A 13,423-nucleotide genomic window follows, 5' to 3' on the forward strand; every position below is an offset into this window, starting at 1 on the left:
CGGCATGCTTCGCGCCATAGGGCCGCACGATGTCCGCTGTGAGTGGGACGCCGTGATGCTGCGGTGCTCTATGGAAAAATCGACTTACTAATCTTGGCGTGCACGCCCCAATTGCCATCGGCGACTTGCGTCACGCCGAAATCCACCGCCACCGACATCAGCGAGATCGCCTCGTCCTCGTCGAGCCCGTAGCGCTCCATCAGGAATTTTCGGGTGGCGCGGAAGGCGCTGCGCAGGGCGCGGCTGAGCGAAGAACGCTTGAACACCTCGGACTGCGCGTTGCGGCCAAGTTCGCGCAGGTAGTTCGTGTAGCTGAAGCCGTGCAGCAGCCAGGCATCGGGCGTCTCGATCAGCGGCGCACCGAGCCCGTTGAGGAAGGTCTTGTCGGTCTCCCCGCGCTTGTGCAGCACGAGGCGGATTTCGCCGGTGAGCGAACATTCCAGCGCCGTGCCGCTGATTTCGCCATCGCCCTGCGCCAGATGCGGGTCGCCGATGGAGAGCAGGGCGCCGGGCACGGCCACCGGCAGATAGACGGATGAACCCGTGCCGGCGCGCCAATTGTCGATATTGCCGCCGAAATAGCCGGGCGGCACCGAGTCGACCATGTCGCTCTCGCGCGGAGCTACCGCGATGAAGCCGAAATGCGGGCGGACGGGGATCCGCGCGCCCGTCAGCACCTTCTCGCGCTTCTCGATCCGGCGATGGTCGACGGGTACGCCGGGGTAGTCGATGGTTTCGTGCACCACGCCGAACGGGTCGGTTTGCGGTGCCCAGCGAAAGGAATAGACCGCTTCCGCGAACCCGCTCTCCCCGGCGGCGTCGGTGCGGTAGATGGTGATAACCTCGCGCTTGCGCGGCTCGTCCAGAACGTCGTCATGATGAAAGCCCCACGCTGCCGCCGCGTTGGAGCCGAAGGCGTAGCCGGCATGGGCCGGGTTAGCGCTCGGGCGCGGCTTCAGGTCAAGAATCTCGACTTCCAGCACATCGCCGGGCTCGGCGCCGTGGACGAAGATGGGGCCTGTGCAGATATGCACGCCAAAGCCCTCGCCGGCCCCACGCCCGAAGATGGATGCGTTGACCGGCCCTGCGCCGCGACGGTCGACGGCCTTGTAGTCGGCGGTCCAGCGAAAGACGCTCTCGGCGCCGGGATCGCCGGCGATCATCCGCTCATGATCGTCATAGGCATGCTGGGTCAGGGTCTCGATGGTTACGCGAGCGCCGGAGCGCACGCGCAGGGCAGGGGGAATGGTGCGAGAGAGGTAGCCCCAGTGTACCGTCTCGCGGGACACCGGCAGGTGATGATGGCCGGGTGCGACGACCTCGCGCGGGCGCACCGACGCCGGCACATCGGGGGCCCCTGTGGCGGGCGCGGCCGCCGGCGCCGGACGGGCGGGCCGGGCCCCCGAATGCATGGGGCGGCCTCGCGTCCACCGCGTCTCCACGGTCGCGCCGGAGGATTTGCGGTAGTCGCGCGGCGAGATGCCATAGGCGGCGCTGAACACCCGGCTGAAATGCGCCTGATCCGCAAAGCCCCAGCGAAAGCCGATCTCGGCGATCGAGCGGTCGGCGTGCTGCGGGTTGACCAGATCGAGCCGGCACTGTTCCAGCCGGCGATGGCGCACATAGTCGGAAAAGGAGCGGTCCTGCCCCTCGAACAGCCGCTGGATGTAGCGGGCCGACAGCCCCTCCGCGCCGGCGATGTCGTTCACCGAGAGATCGGGCTCGCGCAGGCGCGCTTCGATCTGGGCGCAGATGCGGGCGAAATGCGCCGCCTGCACCTGGGTCGCGTTATCCTCTTCCGGCCGGGCCTCGGCGAGCAGGGCGGAGAGCACGAGTTCCGTCACCGCCGGCTCGGCGGCCATCACGTCGCCATCCTCCATGACAGCGAAATGCGAGGCAAGCGCCCGCATCAGGGGGCGTGCCGCCGCCGCCGACACGGTTTCGCCGAGCACCAGCGTCGGCACGGTGGCGGCGCGGCTGAAGCGGCCGACAAGCCGCTCGCGCGGTAGGCACAGCAGCAGCAGCTCGAAATCCTTGCGGAACTGCACCGAGAAAGGGGTGGCGGGATCGCAGACCCAGAGGTCGCCATCGGCGAATTCGGCGGCGCGCCGGCCGGAATCGGTGAGATGCCCGCGCCCATAGGTGACGAAGCCGATGAGGATCGGCGGTTCGCTGCTCGTCGGCTCCCGGGTGTTCCGGGCGGCCTGATCCAAGGCGGTGAGCTTCTGCGCGGCCGAGCGCAACAGGGCGAAGGTCGCCCGGGTCGGCGAGCGCTTGATGGACACCTCGCCGAAATGGAAGGCGTCGGTGTCGGAGAGCTGCGCGGCAAGCCCGAGCGAGGCCAGCGTCTCCCGCCACGCCGTCTCCTGCTTGGAGGCGGGAAAGGCGTTGATCGAGATGGGAACGGCGCGGTTCATGGCAGCGGAACTCATGGGCCGAGGAATGGCGCAGGCGGCGCCGGATCGCCAGTGAAGCACTTTGACGAATGGCGCACAAAAACTTGTCGCGCTTCAACCTGGCCCCGCTGCGCAATTTTTCGTCAGAGTGTAATAACCTACGGAAATCACGCGGTTTTTACGCCTGACTTCTGAATCGCTAAACGCACTCAGTCACCCGTCTGCCTCTTTAGGGGCATTGCCGATACGGCATGACGGCGGCTTAGTGGCGCCCGATCACGGCGCCGCATGTGGCGCTATCCGGACAAAGGGGAACAACAATGGATCGTCGTGGATTCCTGGGCGCCGGTCTGGCGGGTACGGCCGCCGTCGCCACCATTGCCGCGCCGCATGTCGCGCGCGCCCAGCAGAGCTTCAGCTGGAAGATGACCAACGCCTATGGCCCGGGCGCGCCCTTCTATGTCGCCGGGCCCGGCAGCCCGACCTATTTCTGCGATCTCGTCGGCAAGATGTCGGGCGGCCGGCTGACCATCCAGCACTTCGCCGCCGGCGAGTTGATCCCGGCGCTGGAAGGCTTCGACGCGGTGTCCTCCGGTACCGTCGAGATGAACGCGGCGAATTCCTATTTCTGGGCGGGCAAGGTGCCGGCGGCGCAGTTCTTCACGTGCGTGCCCTTCGGGCTGAACTTCCAGGGCCAGAACGCCTGGATCTATCACGGTGGCGGGCTGAAGCTGTGGGAGGAGCTTTACGAGCCCTTCAACCTCGTGCCGATGCCGCTCGGCAATACCGGCGTGCAGATGTCCGGCTGGTTCCGCAAGCCGATCGAGAAGGTCGAGGACTTCAAGGGCCTGAAGATGCGCATTCCCGGCCTTGCCGGTAAGGTCTATGCGCAGCTTGGCGTCGACGTGAAGCTGCTGCCCGGTGGCGAGATTTTCCCGGCGCTGGAGCGCGGCGTGATCGACGCGGCCGAGTTCGTCGGGCCCTATCAGGACCGCCGTCTCGGCCTGCAGAAGGCGGCGAAGTACTATTACACCACCGGCTGGCACGAGCCGAACAACGTTACCGAGCTGGTCATCAACAAGGCCGCCTGGGAAAGCCTGCCGGACGACCTGAAGGAGATCGTCCGCGCTGCCGCCATGGCCTGCAACGTGCTGAGCCACACCTGGTGCGAAGCGACCAATGGCGAGGCGATGACCGACCTCGTGAAGAACCAGGGCGTGATCGCCGCGCCTTATCCCGCCGCGGTGGTCGACAAGCTGCGCGAGGTCACCACTACAACGCTGCAGCAGCTCGCGGATTCCGATCCGAAGATCAAGAAGGTCTACGATTCCTTCAGCAAGTTCGCGGCCGAGCACAGCCAGTGGGCTGGCCTCTCCGAGGCCGTGTACCAAACGCAGATCCGCCGGGGCTCATAAGTTCGGATCCATGACCTCAATGCTCGAAAAATTCGCCCGCGGCCTCGACGTGATCGTCGAGGCCTGTGGCTGGATAGCGGCGTGGACGGGCCTCGCGCTCGTCCTCGTCATGGCCGGTAATGTGCTGATGCGCTACGCGTTCAGCACTGGCTCCGTGGCGATGCAGGAACTCGAATGGCACCTGATGTCGCCACTCACCCTCCTTTGCATCGCCTACACCATCAAGCATGAAGGCCATGTGCGGGTGGACATTCTGTTCGCCCGGCTGCCGGTGCGTGTGCAGCAGGCGATCGACCTGTTCTCGGCCATCGCCGTGGTAACGCTCTCAGTGATTATTATCCTGCTCTCCTGGCGGTACATGATGCAGTCCTACCGCATGGGGGAGGGCTCTCCCGATCCCGGCGGCTTGCCCTATCGCTTCATCCTGAAGGCGATGATCCCGGCAGGCTTCGCGCTGCTGCTGCTGCAGAGCCTTTCGGCCACGGCACGCGCCCTCGCCGCCATTCTTTCCCCGGTCCGCGTTCCGCCCGTGCGGCAGCCGGAGCAGGTTTCCGCCAATGCCCTATAATGAAATTCTGGCGATCGCCTGCATCGCCTCCTTCTTCGTCATGCTGTTCGTCGGCGTGCCGGTTGCGCTGACGCTCGCGATCAGCGGCTTCTTTTTCGGCTGGCTCGGCTTCGGCACCACGCTGTTCAGCCTGCTGCCGGCGCGTATCTACGGCGTCACCGCCAACTACACGCTGATCGCCATCCCGCTCTTCGTGTTCATGGGCGTGATGCTGGAGAAATCGCGGCTTGCCGACGAGCTGATGGAAGTGATCGGCCATCTCTCCGGCAGCCTGCGCGGCGGCATGGGGCTGGGTATCGTCCTCGTCGGCATGATGATGGGCGCGACAACCGGCATCGTCGGGGCCACCATCGTCACGCTCGGCCTGCTCACGCTGCCGACCCTACTGCGGCGGGGCTACGATAAGAGCCTGTCCTGTGGGGCGATCTGCGCGTCGGGCACGCTCGGTCAGCTTATCCCGCCCTCGACCATCCTGATCCTGCTCGCCGACATTCTCGGCGAGTCGGTCGGCACGCTGTTCGCCGCCGCGCTTATGCCCGGGCTGCTGCTCACCGGCATCTTCTGCATCTACATGATCGTCGTCGGCATCGTCTGGCCGGAGAAGGTGCCGGCCATCCCGCTTGAGGAGCGGCGCGCCATGCCGCGCAAGGAGCTGTGGCTGAAGGCGCTCAAGGTCGGGCTGCCGCCGATCGGCCTGGTGTTGGCGGTGCTCGGCTCGATCATCGGCGGCATCGCCGCGCCGACGGAAGCCGCCAGCATGGGCGCCATCGGCTCCATACTCGTCGCGGCAGTCGCCGGCCGCTTCACGCTGAAGACGCTGGTGGACACGGTGCAATCCACCGCGCGCATCACCGCGATGATGTTCTTCGTGCTGATCTGCTCGCAGGTCTTTGCGCTGTCTTTCCGTGGCCTCGGCGGCGAGCGGCTGGTGCATGATGCCTTCGCGCTGGTGCCCGGTGGAACGGACGGCATCCTGATCTTCATGCTGCTCATCATCTTCGTGCTCGGCTTCTTCATCGAGTGGATCGAGATCAGCTACATCGTCGTGCCGATGTTCCTGCCGCTGATGCAGAATGCCGGGGTGGACCTCGTCTGGGCGGCGGCGCTGATCGCCACCGTGCTGCAGACCTCCTTCCTCACACCGCCCTTCGGCTGGGCGCTGTTCTACCTGCGCGGCGTCGCTCCGCCGGAGGTGCGCACGGCCGACATCTACCGCGGCGTCCTTCCCTTCATCGCCCTGCAGTTGATGGCGGTCGCCCTCGTCTTCACCTTCCCTGCGGTGGCCACCTGGCTGCCCAAGGCGATCGGCTGGTAGAGGACGCGTGACATGCTGAACACGGTGCGTGCCCGCCGGGGCATGGTGACCTCACCGCATCATCTGGCGAGCGAGGCGGGACTGCGCGTGCTGCGTGAAGGCGGCAATGCCGTCGAGGCCACGGTGGCGATGGCGGCCACGCTGGCGGTGGTCTACCCGCATATGACGGCCATCGGCGGCGATGGCTTCTGGCTCATCGGCGCACCGGGCGAAACCCCGGTCGGCATCGACGCCTGCAGCCGCGCCGCCGGTGCGGCGACGCCGGAGCTTTATGCGCAGGCAGGTCTGACGGCGATCCCGCAGCGTGGACCTCTGGCCGCCAACACGACGGCCGGGACCGTTGCGGGCTGGGGCGAGGCGCTGAGGTTGAGCACCGAACGCGGCGGACGCCTGCCGTTCGCCCGCCTTCTGGAAGACGCGGTCTGGCACGCCCGCAACGGCTTCGCCGTGACCGCCAGCCAGAGCGAGCTCACCGCCGCCAAGCTGCCGGAGCTCGCGGATGTCTCGGGCTTTGCCGACGTGTATCTGATGGATGGTGCCGCCCCGGCCACCGGCGCGACGATGACGCTGCCGGCCCTGGCACAGACGCTGGAGCGGCTCGGCCGCGAGGGCCCGGAGAGCTTCTATCGCGGCCCGCTCGCCCGCGACATCGCCGAGGATCTGGCCGAAGCGGGCGCGCCGGTGACGCTCGATGATCTCGCCGCGTGCCATGCCACGCGTGTCACCCCGCTGCAGGTCGATCTGCCGGGCGTCCGGCTGTTCAATTTCCCGCCGCCGACGCAGGGGCTGGCCTCGCTGATGATCCTCGGGATTTTCAGCCGGCTAGGCGTGCGGGAAGCGGAGGGCTTCGCCCATCTGCACGGGCTCATCGAGGCGACCAAGCAGGCTTTCCTGGTGCGCGACCGCGTGGTCGGCGACCCCGGTGCGATGAGAGAGGACCCGCGCGATTTCCTTGCCGACGGCGTGCTTGACCGCCTGGCGGGACGCATCGATCCCGCGCGGGCGCTGCCCTGGCCCGCGCCGCCTTCCGCCGGCGATACGGTGTGGCTCGGCGCCATCGACGGCAACGGCCTCGCCGCCAGCTTCATCCAAAGCATCTATTTCGAGTTCGGGTCCGGCGTCGTGCTGCCGCAGACCGGCATCGTTTGGCAGAATCGCGGCTCAAGCTTCGCCCTTACGGGCGACGGTCCGCGCGTGCTGGCGCCCGGCCGCAAGCCGTTCCACACGCTGAACCCGGCCATGGCCAGCTTCAAGGATGGCCGCCACATGGTCTATGGCACGATGGGCGGCGAGGGACAGCCGCAGACGCAAGGAGTGCTGTTCTCCCGCTACGGCCTGTTCGGCCAGGAACTTCAGGCGGCGATCACCGCTCCGCGCTGGCTGCTCGGCCGCACCTGGGGGGCGGAGACCGTGACGCTCAAGCTCGAGGATCGCTTCCCGCCCGACCTTATCGCGGCCCTCCGGGCTGCTGGGCACGATGTGGAGATGGTGCCCGCCTTCGACGCGATGATGGGCCATGCCGGTGCCATCGTCCGTCGCTCCGACGCCACGCTCGAAGGCGCAGGAGACCCACGCAGTGACGGAGCTGCGATGGGATTCTGACCTGTCCGAAGCTCATGACCGCGCCGTGTAGCAAGATGCCAACGAATTCTTGCAGTGGCACATCCGCGGTGATGACGAGGCGATGTCGCGGCTGCATTCGGCAGCTGGTTCGCACTAGGGAGTGCAATCGACGATGCTGGCGCGCCCTAGGGGAGTCGAACCCCTCTCTCCACCGTGAAAGGGTGGCGTCCTAACCGATAGACGAAGGGCGCGCAGGCGGGTGCCTTATAGGGTGACGCGCGGCGGCGCGCAAGATGGGGGCGGCGGCGTCATCCACAGGCCTGCGCGTCAAATCGCAAAACGCCTATGCCGCGCACGGGCTACCGGTGAGGGCGGGCATCCCCGGCGCCCACGCGCAGGCGCCGGGGTCGAACTGGGCCGCGGCCAACCGACCCTGCGCCGCTGTCAGCCGGGCAGGGCGGTGCCTGCCCGCCTGGCTCAGCATGCGGTCACCACTTGCCGGTGTTTGCCATCGAGGCCCACGGCTCCAGCGGCGGCAGCGCGTCGCCCTTCTGCAGCAATTCGATCGAGATATTGTCGGGCGAGCGGACAAAGGCCATGCGACCATCGCGCGGCGGGCGGTTGATGCTCACGCCACCGTCCTGCAGCTTCTGGCAGGCGGCGTAGATATCGTCGACCTCAAAGGCGAGATGGCCGAAATTGCGCCCTTCGCCATAGGTCTCCGGGTCCCAATTATAGGTCAGCTCGATTTCGGCGACGCCTTCCTGACCGGGCGCAGCGAGGAAGATGAGCGTGAAGCGCCCCTGCGGCGATTCCTTGCGCCGAACCTCGGTGAGCCCCAGCTTGTTGCAGTAGAAATCCAGCGAGGCGTCGATGTCGGTGACGCGCACCATGGTGTGAAGGTACTTCATGAATTCCTCTCGAGGGCTGAAGCCGCGATGTCCACGGATCGGGTGAAGGCAACATATGATGGCGGGCGATGACATCAAGGCGGCGGGTGAGGCGCTGCGTGCCGTGCTGGAGTCGATGCAGGCCGGCGTCGCCTTTACCGGCGCCGGAATTTCCACCGAATGCGGCATTCCCGATTTCCGCTCGCCCGGCGGGCTGTGGGCCCACAACCGGCCGATCGACTACCAGGATTTTCGCGCCAGCGCGGCGATGCGGGCCGAGGCCTGGCGGCGGCGATTCGCCATGGAGGTCGCCTTTGCCGGCGCCCGGCCGGGGCGCGGACACCGGGCGCTGGCGCACTGGCTCGCCGAGGGGCGGCTGAGCGGCATCATCACCCAGAACATCGACGGCCTGCACCAGGCGTCCGGCGTGCCGGAGACGCATCTGGTGGAACTGCACGGAAACAGCACCTATGCCACCTGCCTCGACTGCGGCGCGCGCTATGAGCTCGGCTGGGTGCGCGCGCGCTTCGAGGCGGAGCACGAGAGGGCGCCCGACTGCCCGGCCTGCGCCGGGCCGATCAAGAGCGCCACCATCTCCTTCGGCCAGCCCATGCCGGCGGAGGCCATGGCGCGGGCGAAGCGGCTGAGCGGGGCCTGCGACGTGTTCATCGTCCTCGGCTCCTCGCTGGTGGTGTGGCCCGCCGCGGGCTTTCCGGTACAGGCCAAGCGCGCCGGCGCCCGGCTGGTGATCATCAACCGCGAGCCGACCGACCTCGACGATCTTGCCGATCTGGTGATCCGCGCCGATATCGGCGCGGTGTGCGATGCCGCGTTGCATCGGTGAGACGGGAATCGCGCTGCGAATCGATTTCGGTGTTTTCGTGGCAGCGCCGGGTGCTATGCTTCGTCCTCGGAATCATGGGTTTCGCCGGATGGGGCGAGCGGGTTTTCCTGGAGGTTGGCAGCCGATGGTATCGGACGGGTCTCTGCCGCGCACGGGAACGGATTCGCGCGCCCAACCGGAGGAGAATTCCGGGGCGGGCGAGGGCCAGGAGAGCAAGGTCCTTCTCATCGCCGGTGCCATCAAATGGTTCGACCTGTCCAAGGGCTATGGCTTCGTCGTCCCGGACGATGGCAGCGGCGACGTGATGCTGCATGTCACCTGCCTGCGGCGCGGCGGTTTCAATACGGCGCAGGAAGGCGCGCGCGTGGTGTGCGAGGTCGTGGCGCGTGAACGCGGCTTCCAGGCGCTGCGCGTGCTTTCCATGGACGAGACCACCGCCGTGCATCACTCGCAGCTGCCGCAGGCGCGCACCCATGTGACGGTGCAGCCGGTCGGCGGCTTCGAGCGCGCTTGGGTGAAATGGTTCAACCGTCTGCGCGGCTTCGGCTTCCTGTCGCGCGGGGAGGGCACGGAGGACATTTTCGTGCATATGGAGACGCTGCGCCGCCACGGCCTCGCCGAGCTGCGGCCCGGGCAGATGGTGCTGGTGCGCTTCGGGCCGGGGCCGAAAGGCCTTATGGCCGCCGAAGTGCGGCCCGATGGTGCCGCCACCCCGTCGTCTCACTAGGGAAGGCGCCCCGGCGTCGTTTACGCATGACCATCGCCCGCATAAGCTACGCCTTTGCCCTCACGGGCCGGTCCTTCCGTGGGCTGGCACCGGTTCTCGCCCTCGCCGCCTTGCTTGTGGCGAACCTCCTGCCGGCCGGCGCGGCGGCGGAAAAGCTCAACATCCTCACAAAAGCCGGGCCGTTCGCGGTGAATATCGAACTGGCGGTGACGCCGGCCGAACGTTCCAAGGGGCTGATGTACCGGACCGAGCTGGCACCCGATGCGGGGATGCTGTTCGATTTCGGCGTCGAGCAGCCGATCTATATGTGGATGAAGAACACCTATATCCCGCTCGACATGCTGTTCATCCGCTCCGACGGGCGGATCGCGAGCATCGCCACCGACACGGTGCCGCTGTCCACCGAGACCATCTCGTCCGGCCCGCCGGTGCGGGCGGTGCTGGAACTGCCCGCCGGCACGGTGCGCGCCAAGGGGATCGCCGTCGGCGACCGCATCGAGTACCGGCTGTTCCGCGAGCGCTAACCGGGCGGCCGGCGACGCCTCGGAGTGCATTTTCGCGCCTATCCGAATACCATTCCGTCCTGACGCCTTATGTGGTAGCAACCTTTGCGGGTAGGGGTTGCAGAGAGGGGGGGCTGGCCAGAAACGTCCGAAGATACGTGCTGTCGCGGTTTCCCGGTGTTGCCCGGCTCCGTGGCACGGCGCGCCAATATCTCAGCGACCTGCGACTGCCCTCGCTCGCGGCCGACCGGCGCACCTTCGCGCGCGGCAGAATGAAAGTCTCGCCGCCCTCACCGTCGCGGGCCAAGCCTCGGCGCCGACCAATGAGGTGACGCGGCGGCAGGAGCTTCCGCCGCTCGCCTGGCTGTGCCCCCGCGAGGGTGGGCGTTTCGCCTTCAGCGTCGGGCAGGGGGTCGAAGTGTTCGATGGCGGCCTGTTCGAGGGCGTGTGGACAGGTGCGTTCGGCGATATCGGGGGGCTGGAGCAGGCCAGCCATTTCGGTTCCGGTGTCCTGTTCGGCGCCGTTCCGCTGTTCCTGCCGCCCAAGCAACTTCTGGAAGCGATCTATCTGCTGCGGGACAATCGCAGCGGGGTGGATCACATATCCAACTCGTTGTGCTTCTGCCTGACCGACGCCGGCATCGTGCCCGAACACCCCTTTTTCGCCGTCGTGGAAGCGGAGGCGGTCGCTAACACCCATGCGACCACCCGGCTGGGCGCGGCCTGGGGCAACCCGGTGATTGCCTCCAGCAGCGATTTCGTGCTGCTGCGATTGTGGCACAATAATTTCACCGTCTCGGCCGCCGGCCAGATCGTCATCACCCAGCGCTATACCGGGCAACGTTACCGCGACTTCGTTTCCTACCGCCGCATGCTCGGCGATGCCGTTGCCGCGCTGCGGGAGAACGCGGAATCGCCATTGCGACGCGGGCCGCTGGCGCCGGTCGTCACGGTTTCGTGCGGCTATGATTCGCCCACGGTGGCGGCGCTCGCAGCGGAGCGGGGCTGCCGGGAAGCGTTGACTATGCGGGTGGAGGTGGCCGGCGGCGACGATTGCGGCACCAACATCGCGCAGGCGCTGGGATGCATGTCCGGGAACTCGGCTACGCCGCCGGGAGCCATATCCCCAGATTGCGCTTCGCTTATGAGGGCGAACTGCGGGCGAAGGCGCGGGAGTTCGTCGCCACCGCCGGCCACGGCGACGATATCGCCTTCCTGAACTTCGAGCCGCACCTCGGAAATACCATGCCTTTCACCGGCGCGTGGGGGGACCGCATCTGGGAGAGGGAGTCGAATGTTCCCTCCGGCCTCCCGGTGCGGACGCTCTTCGGCAAAAGCATGGGTGAGTTCCGTCTGCGGGTCGGCTTCGCCCATGTTCCTCTGCCATGTATCGGAGCCTTCTACCCGCATTCGATCGCGCGGCTGTCGCGCAGCAGGGCCATGGCTCCCTATGCGACGGGTATGGAAGGCTATGACCGCCCGATCTGCCGCCGCATCGTGGAAGGTGCGGGCGTCGCGGCATCGGCTTTCGGCCAGAAGAAGGTCGCCACGGCGCCGAATCCGCTCAACCGTGCCGCGTTATGGGCGGAGGCAGTAGCGAGCGTGATGTCGCGCTATGGCGCGGCGGCCGAAAATGTCACGGGTGCAAACGGCGGCGAAGCGACCACTGGCGGGGGGGCGTCACCTCGCTGACAGGGTGGTCTGGTCGGGGCAGCAGGATTCGAACCTGCGACCTGAAGTACCCAAAACTTCCGCGCTACCGGGCTGCGCTATGCCCCGACAAGGTGTGTTCCCGCCGGACGGGACCCTTCTTTGCAGCCCGGAAGGCCGGGCCGCTGTCAGATGGCACAGAAGGGTCCCGTTCGGCAAGATGGCGCGGCGCGGTTAGCTGCCGGTCCCGCCTCAGCGCGCCGACGTTGCCTTGCGCTTGACGGGTGCCGGCTTCGCAGCGACGGCCGCGCGCTCGCTGGCTTCCTTCGCCAGACGCGCCGCCCGGAGTTGGGCCGTCTTGGCCTCACGCCGGGCGACTTCCTGCTGGATCGTTTCCATCGCCGCGCGCGAAATCGCCTCGGCCTTGCTTTCCATCCGGGTCATGGCCGGGCGGGCCACCGGCTCATCGGCGGCGGGGTGGGCGGAGGCGGGGAGCGGATGGCTCATGGTCGTTTCCTTTCAACGTCGAGAGGCGAAGGACGGCACGCGCCGCTAATCGGCAGCCGGCGCCGGGGCAGCGGGTGCGCGGGCGGGGGCCTGGCGGGTCGAGGGTTTCTTCTTCGGCGCGGCGATCAACCCCTCGCGCACGGCCTGCTTGCGCGCCACCTTGCGGGCCCGGCGAACGGCTTCGCCCGCCTCGCGGTTGCGGCGCTCGGAGGGCTTCTCATAAGCACGGCGTGCGCGCATCTCGCGGAAAATACCCTCGCGCTGCATCTTGCGCTTCAGAACCTTCAAAGCTTGGTCGACATTGTTATCGCGTACGAGAACCTGCAAATCCTGTCCAATCCTATGGTCTGGTCGAATGGTAAAAATCGCCGCCGCGAACGACGACGCTCCTCCTATATAGGACGACGGACAGCAAAAGTCAGGGCTGGTTACGTTTTTGACGCGAGGCAACGCCCGCGCAGCACGCCAGCGGAGGGCGTGGGCACAAGGTGGAATGCTGTACCGACGATCCCGATGTGCTGTCCGCGCGCTGGCGAATGCTATGCGATGGCGAGGTACCACCATCCTGCCGGATGCTTGACCTCCGCGTGCCAGACCCGAAGGTCGCCCGCGGATGGGGGAAGCCCGCGGGCGGCCATTGCCAGAACGTTTGGAGCGCCTTAATCAGGGCGAGCAAGGCGCGGGCCCGCCACGAGCCGGAACGGCGGAGCGGCGGTCGCGGCAAGGGAGCGAGGGAAATGGTCGCACGCATCTACAAGCCGACCCGGACCGCCATGCAGTCCGGCAACGCCCGGACCAAGCTCTGGGTGCTCGATTATGAGCCGGAACAGCCCCGTCTGGTGGAGCCGCTGATGGGCTATACCAGCTCCGGCGACATGAAGAGTCAGGTGCGCCTGCGTTTCGACACCAAGGAAGAGGCAGTCGCCTATGCCGAGCGCCACGGCATTGCCTACCAGCTGCAGGAGCCGCAGGAGCCGGCCCGCCGCCGTATGGCCTATTCCGACAATTTCAGCTTCCGCCGCGTCGGCCAGTGGACCCACTGACC

At 67.1% G+C, this 13,423-nt stretch carries 14 protein-coding genes and 2 tRNA genes; 10 read left to right on the forward strand and 6 right to left on the reverse strand.

Annotated elements, in window-relative coordinates; translation table 11 throughout:
- Positions 1 to 68: 68 nt before the first annotated feature.
- Complete coding sequence (locus ACO07Z_RS05040) at positions 69 to 2,417, reverse strand: acetamidase/formamidase family protein (RefSeq protein ID WP_421697674.1); 2,349 nt, start codon at positions 2,415 to 2,417, stop codon at positions 69 to 71.
- Between the two features lie 299 nt (positions 2,418 to 2,716).
- Here ACO07Z_RS05040 and ACO07Z_RS05045 point away from each other — a divergent pair, with 299 nt between their 5' ends.
- Genes ACO07Z_RS05045 through ACO07Z_RS05060 form a run of 4 tightly spaced genes read left to right on the forward strand, consistent with a single transcriptional unit; the run spans position 2,717 to position 7,296 of the window.
- Positions 2,717 to 3,811, forward strand: coding sequence for a TRAP transporter substrate-binding protein (locus ACO07Z_RS05045; RefSeq protein ID WP_421697675.1), 1,095 nt, complete (start codon positions 2,717 to 2,719; stop codon positions 3,809 to 3,811).
- A gap of 10 nt (positions 3,812 to 3,821) precedes the next feature.
- Positions 3,822 to 4,379 carry a TRAP transporter small permease subunit gene (locus tag ACO07Z_RS05050; protein ID WP_421697676.1) on the forward strand — a complete coding sequence of 186 codons (558 nt, stop codon included), beginning with the start codon at positions 3,822 to 3,824 and terminating at the stop codon, positions 4,377 to 4,379.
- The gene (locus tag ACO07Z_RS05055; protein WP_421697677.1) at positions 4,369 to 5,694 is read left to right on the forward strand and encodes a TRAP transporter large permease; all 1,326 of its coding nucleotides are present in this window, start codon (positions 4,369 to 4,371) and stop codon (positions 5,692 to 5,694) included. The genes ACO07Z_RS05050 and ACO07Z_RS05055 overlap by 11 nt, the downstream gene beginning before the upstream one ends.
- Positions 5,695 to 5,706: 12 nt before the next feature.
- On the forward strand, positions 5,707 to 7,296 hold the full coding sequence (locus ACO07Z_RS05060) for a gamma-glutamyltransferase family protein (RefSeq protein WP_421697678.1): 1,590 nt from the start codon (positions 5,707 to 5,709) through the stop codon (positions 7,294 to 7,296).
- Positions 7,297 to 7,433: 137 nt separating this feature from the next.
- On the opposite strand, the gene ACO07Z_RS05065 is transcribed toward ACO07Z_RS05060, so the two are convergent.
- Both ACO07Z_RS05065 and ACO07Z_RS05070 read right to left on the reverse strand, forming a co-directional pair.
- Positions 7,434 to 7,508: transfer RNA gene (locus ACO07Z_RS05065), tRNA-Glu, on the reverse strand.
- Positions 7,509 to 7,745: 237 nt separating this feature from the next.
- Positions 7,746 to 8,168 (reverse strand): VOC family protein, encoded by a 423-nt coding sequence (locus ACO07Z_RS05070; protein ID WP_421697679.1) that lies wholly within the window; start codon positions 8,166 to 8,168, stop codon positions 7,746 to 7,748.
- Positions 8,169 to 8,223: 55 nt separating this feature from the next.
- Here ACO07Z_RS05070 and ACO07Z_RS05075 point away from each other — a divergent pair, with 55 nt between their 5' ends.
- The 5 genes from ACO07Z_RS05075 to ACO07Z_RS05095 all read left to right on the forward strand — a co-directional run bounded on the left by ACO07Z_RS05075 (position 8,224) and on the right by ACO07Z_RS05095 (position 11,913).
- Positions 8,224 to 8,991: an SIR2 family NAD-dependent protein deacylase gene (locus ACO07Z_RS05075; protein ID WP_421697680.1), complete on the forward strand. Its 768-nt coding sequence runs from the start codon at positions 8,224 to 8,226 to the stop codon at positions 8,989 to 8,991.
- Positions 8,992 to 9,115: 124 nt separating this feature from the next.
- Positions 9,116 to 9,718 (forward strand): cold-shock protein, encoded by a 603-nt coding sequence (locus ACO07Z_RS05080; protein WP_421697681.1) that lies wholly within the window; start codon positions 9,116 to 9,118, stop codon positions 9,716 to 9,718.
- A gap of 26 nt (positions 9,719 to 9,744) precedes the next feature.
- Positions 9,745 to 10,242: a DUF192 domain-containing protein gene (locus ACO07Z_RS05085; RefSeq protein ID WP_421697682.1), complete on the forward strand. Its 498-nt coding sequence runs from the start codon at positions 9,745 to 9,747 to the stop codon at positions 10,240 to 10,242.
- 397 nt (positions 10,243 to 10,639) lie between these two features.
- Positions 10,640 to 11,440, forward strand: a complete 801-nt coding sequence (locus ACO07Z_RS05090; RefSeq protein ID WP_421697683.1) for a hypothetical protein — start codon at positions 10,640 to 10,642, stop codon at positions 11,438 to 11,440.
- Complete coding sequence (locus ACO07Z_RS05095; RefSeq protein WP_421697684.1) at positions 11,353 to 11,913, forward strand: hypothetical protein; 561 nt, start codon at positions 11,353 to 11,355, stop codon at positions 11,911 to 11,913. The genes ACO07Z_RS05090 and ACO07Z_RS05095 overlap by 88 nt, the downstream gene beginning before the upstream one ends.
- 10 nt (positions 11,914 to 11,923) lie before the next feature.
- Here ACO07Z_RS05095 and ACO07Z_RS05100 read toward each other — a convergent pair.
- From ACO07Z_RS05100 to rpsU, 3 genes are all read right to left on the reverse strand, one after another.
- A tRNA-Pro gene (locus tag ACO07Z_RS05100) sits at positions 11,924 to 12,000 on the reverse strand.
- A 123-nt stretch (positions 12,001 to 12,123) separates the two neighbouring features.
- Positions 12,124 to 12,378 (reverse strand): hypothetical protein, encoded by a 255-nt coding sequence (locus tag ACO07Z_RS05105; protein WP_421697685.1) that lies wholly within the window; start codon positions 12,376 to 12,378, stop codon positions 12,124 to 12,126.
- A 45-nt stretch (positions 12,379 to 12,423) separates the two neighbouring features.
- Positions 12,424 to 12,705, reverse strand: coding sequence for a 30S ribosomal protein S21 (rpsU, locus tag ACO07Z_RS05110; protein ID WP_421697686.1), 282 nt, complete (start codon positions 12,703 to 12,705; stop codon positions 12,424 to 12,426).
- Positions 12,706 to 13,115: 410 nt separating this feature from the next.
- On the opposite strand from rpsU, the gene ACO07Z_RS05115 reads away from it, so the two are divergent.
- Positions 13,116 to 13,421: an ETC complex I subunit gene (locus ACO07Z_RS05115; RefSeq protein WP_421697687.1), complete on the forward strand. Its 306-nt coding sequence runs from the start codon at positions 13,116 to 13,118 to the stop codon at positions 13,419 to 13,421.
- The last annotated feature ends 2 nt before the right edge of the window (positions 13,422 to 13,423 follow it).

This window comes from Ancylobacter sp., assembly GCF_965229075.1.
In the GTDB taxonomy this organism is placed as follows: Bacteria; Pseudomonadota; Alphaproteobacteria; order Rhizobiales; family Xanthobacteraceae; genus Ancylobacter.

Bases quoted from the DNA above. Each gene is read 5' to 3' on its own strand.
- ACO07Z_RS05040 (WP_421697674.1), bottom strand. From the start codon at position 2,417: ATGAACCGCGCCGTTCCCATCTCGATCAACGCCTTTCCCGCCTCCAAG.
- ACO07Z_RS05045 (WP_421697675.1), top strand. From the start codon at position 2,717: ATGGATCGTCGTGGATTCCTGGGCGCCGGTCTGGCGGGTACGGCCGCC.
- ACO07Z_RS05050 (WP_421697676.1), top strand. From the start codon at position 3,822: ATGACCTCAATGCTCGAAAAATTCGCCCGCGGCCTCGACGTGATCGTC.
- ACO07Z_RS05055 (WP_421697677.1), top strand. From the start codon at position 4,369: ATGCCCTATAATGAAATTCTGGCGATCGCCTGCATCGCCTCCTTCTTC.
- ACO07Z_RS05060 (WP_421697678.1), top strand. From the start codon at position 5,707: ATGCTGAACACGGTGCGTGCCCGCCGGGGCATGGTGACCTCACCGCAT.
- ACO07Z_RS05070 (WP_421697679.1), bottom strand. From the start codon at position 8,168: ATGAAGTACCTTCACACCATGGTGCGCGTCACCGACATCGACGCCTCG.
- ACO07Z_RS05075 (WP_421697680.1), top strand. From the start codon at position 8,224: ATGATGGCGGGCGATGACATCAAGGCGGCGGGTGAGGCGCTGCGTGCC.
- ACO07Z_RS05080 (WP_421697681.1), top strand. From the start codon at position 9,116: ATGGTATCGGACGGGTCTCTGCCGCGCACGGGAACGGATTCGCGCGCC.
- ACO07Z_RS05085 (WP_421697682.1), top strand. From the start codon at position 9,745: ATGACCATCGCCCGCATAAGCTACGCCTTTGCCCTCACGGGCCGGTCC.
- ACO07Z_RS05105 (WP_421697685.1), bottom strand. From the start codon at position 12,378: ATGAGCCATCCGCTCCCCGCCTCCGCCCACCCCGCCGCCGATGAGCCG.
- ACO07Z_RS05115 (WP_421697687.1), top strand. From the start codon at position 13,116: ATGGTCGCACGCATCTACAAGCCGACCCGGACCGCCATGCAGTCCGGC.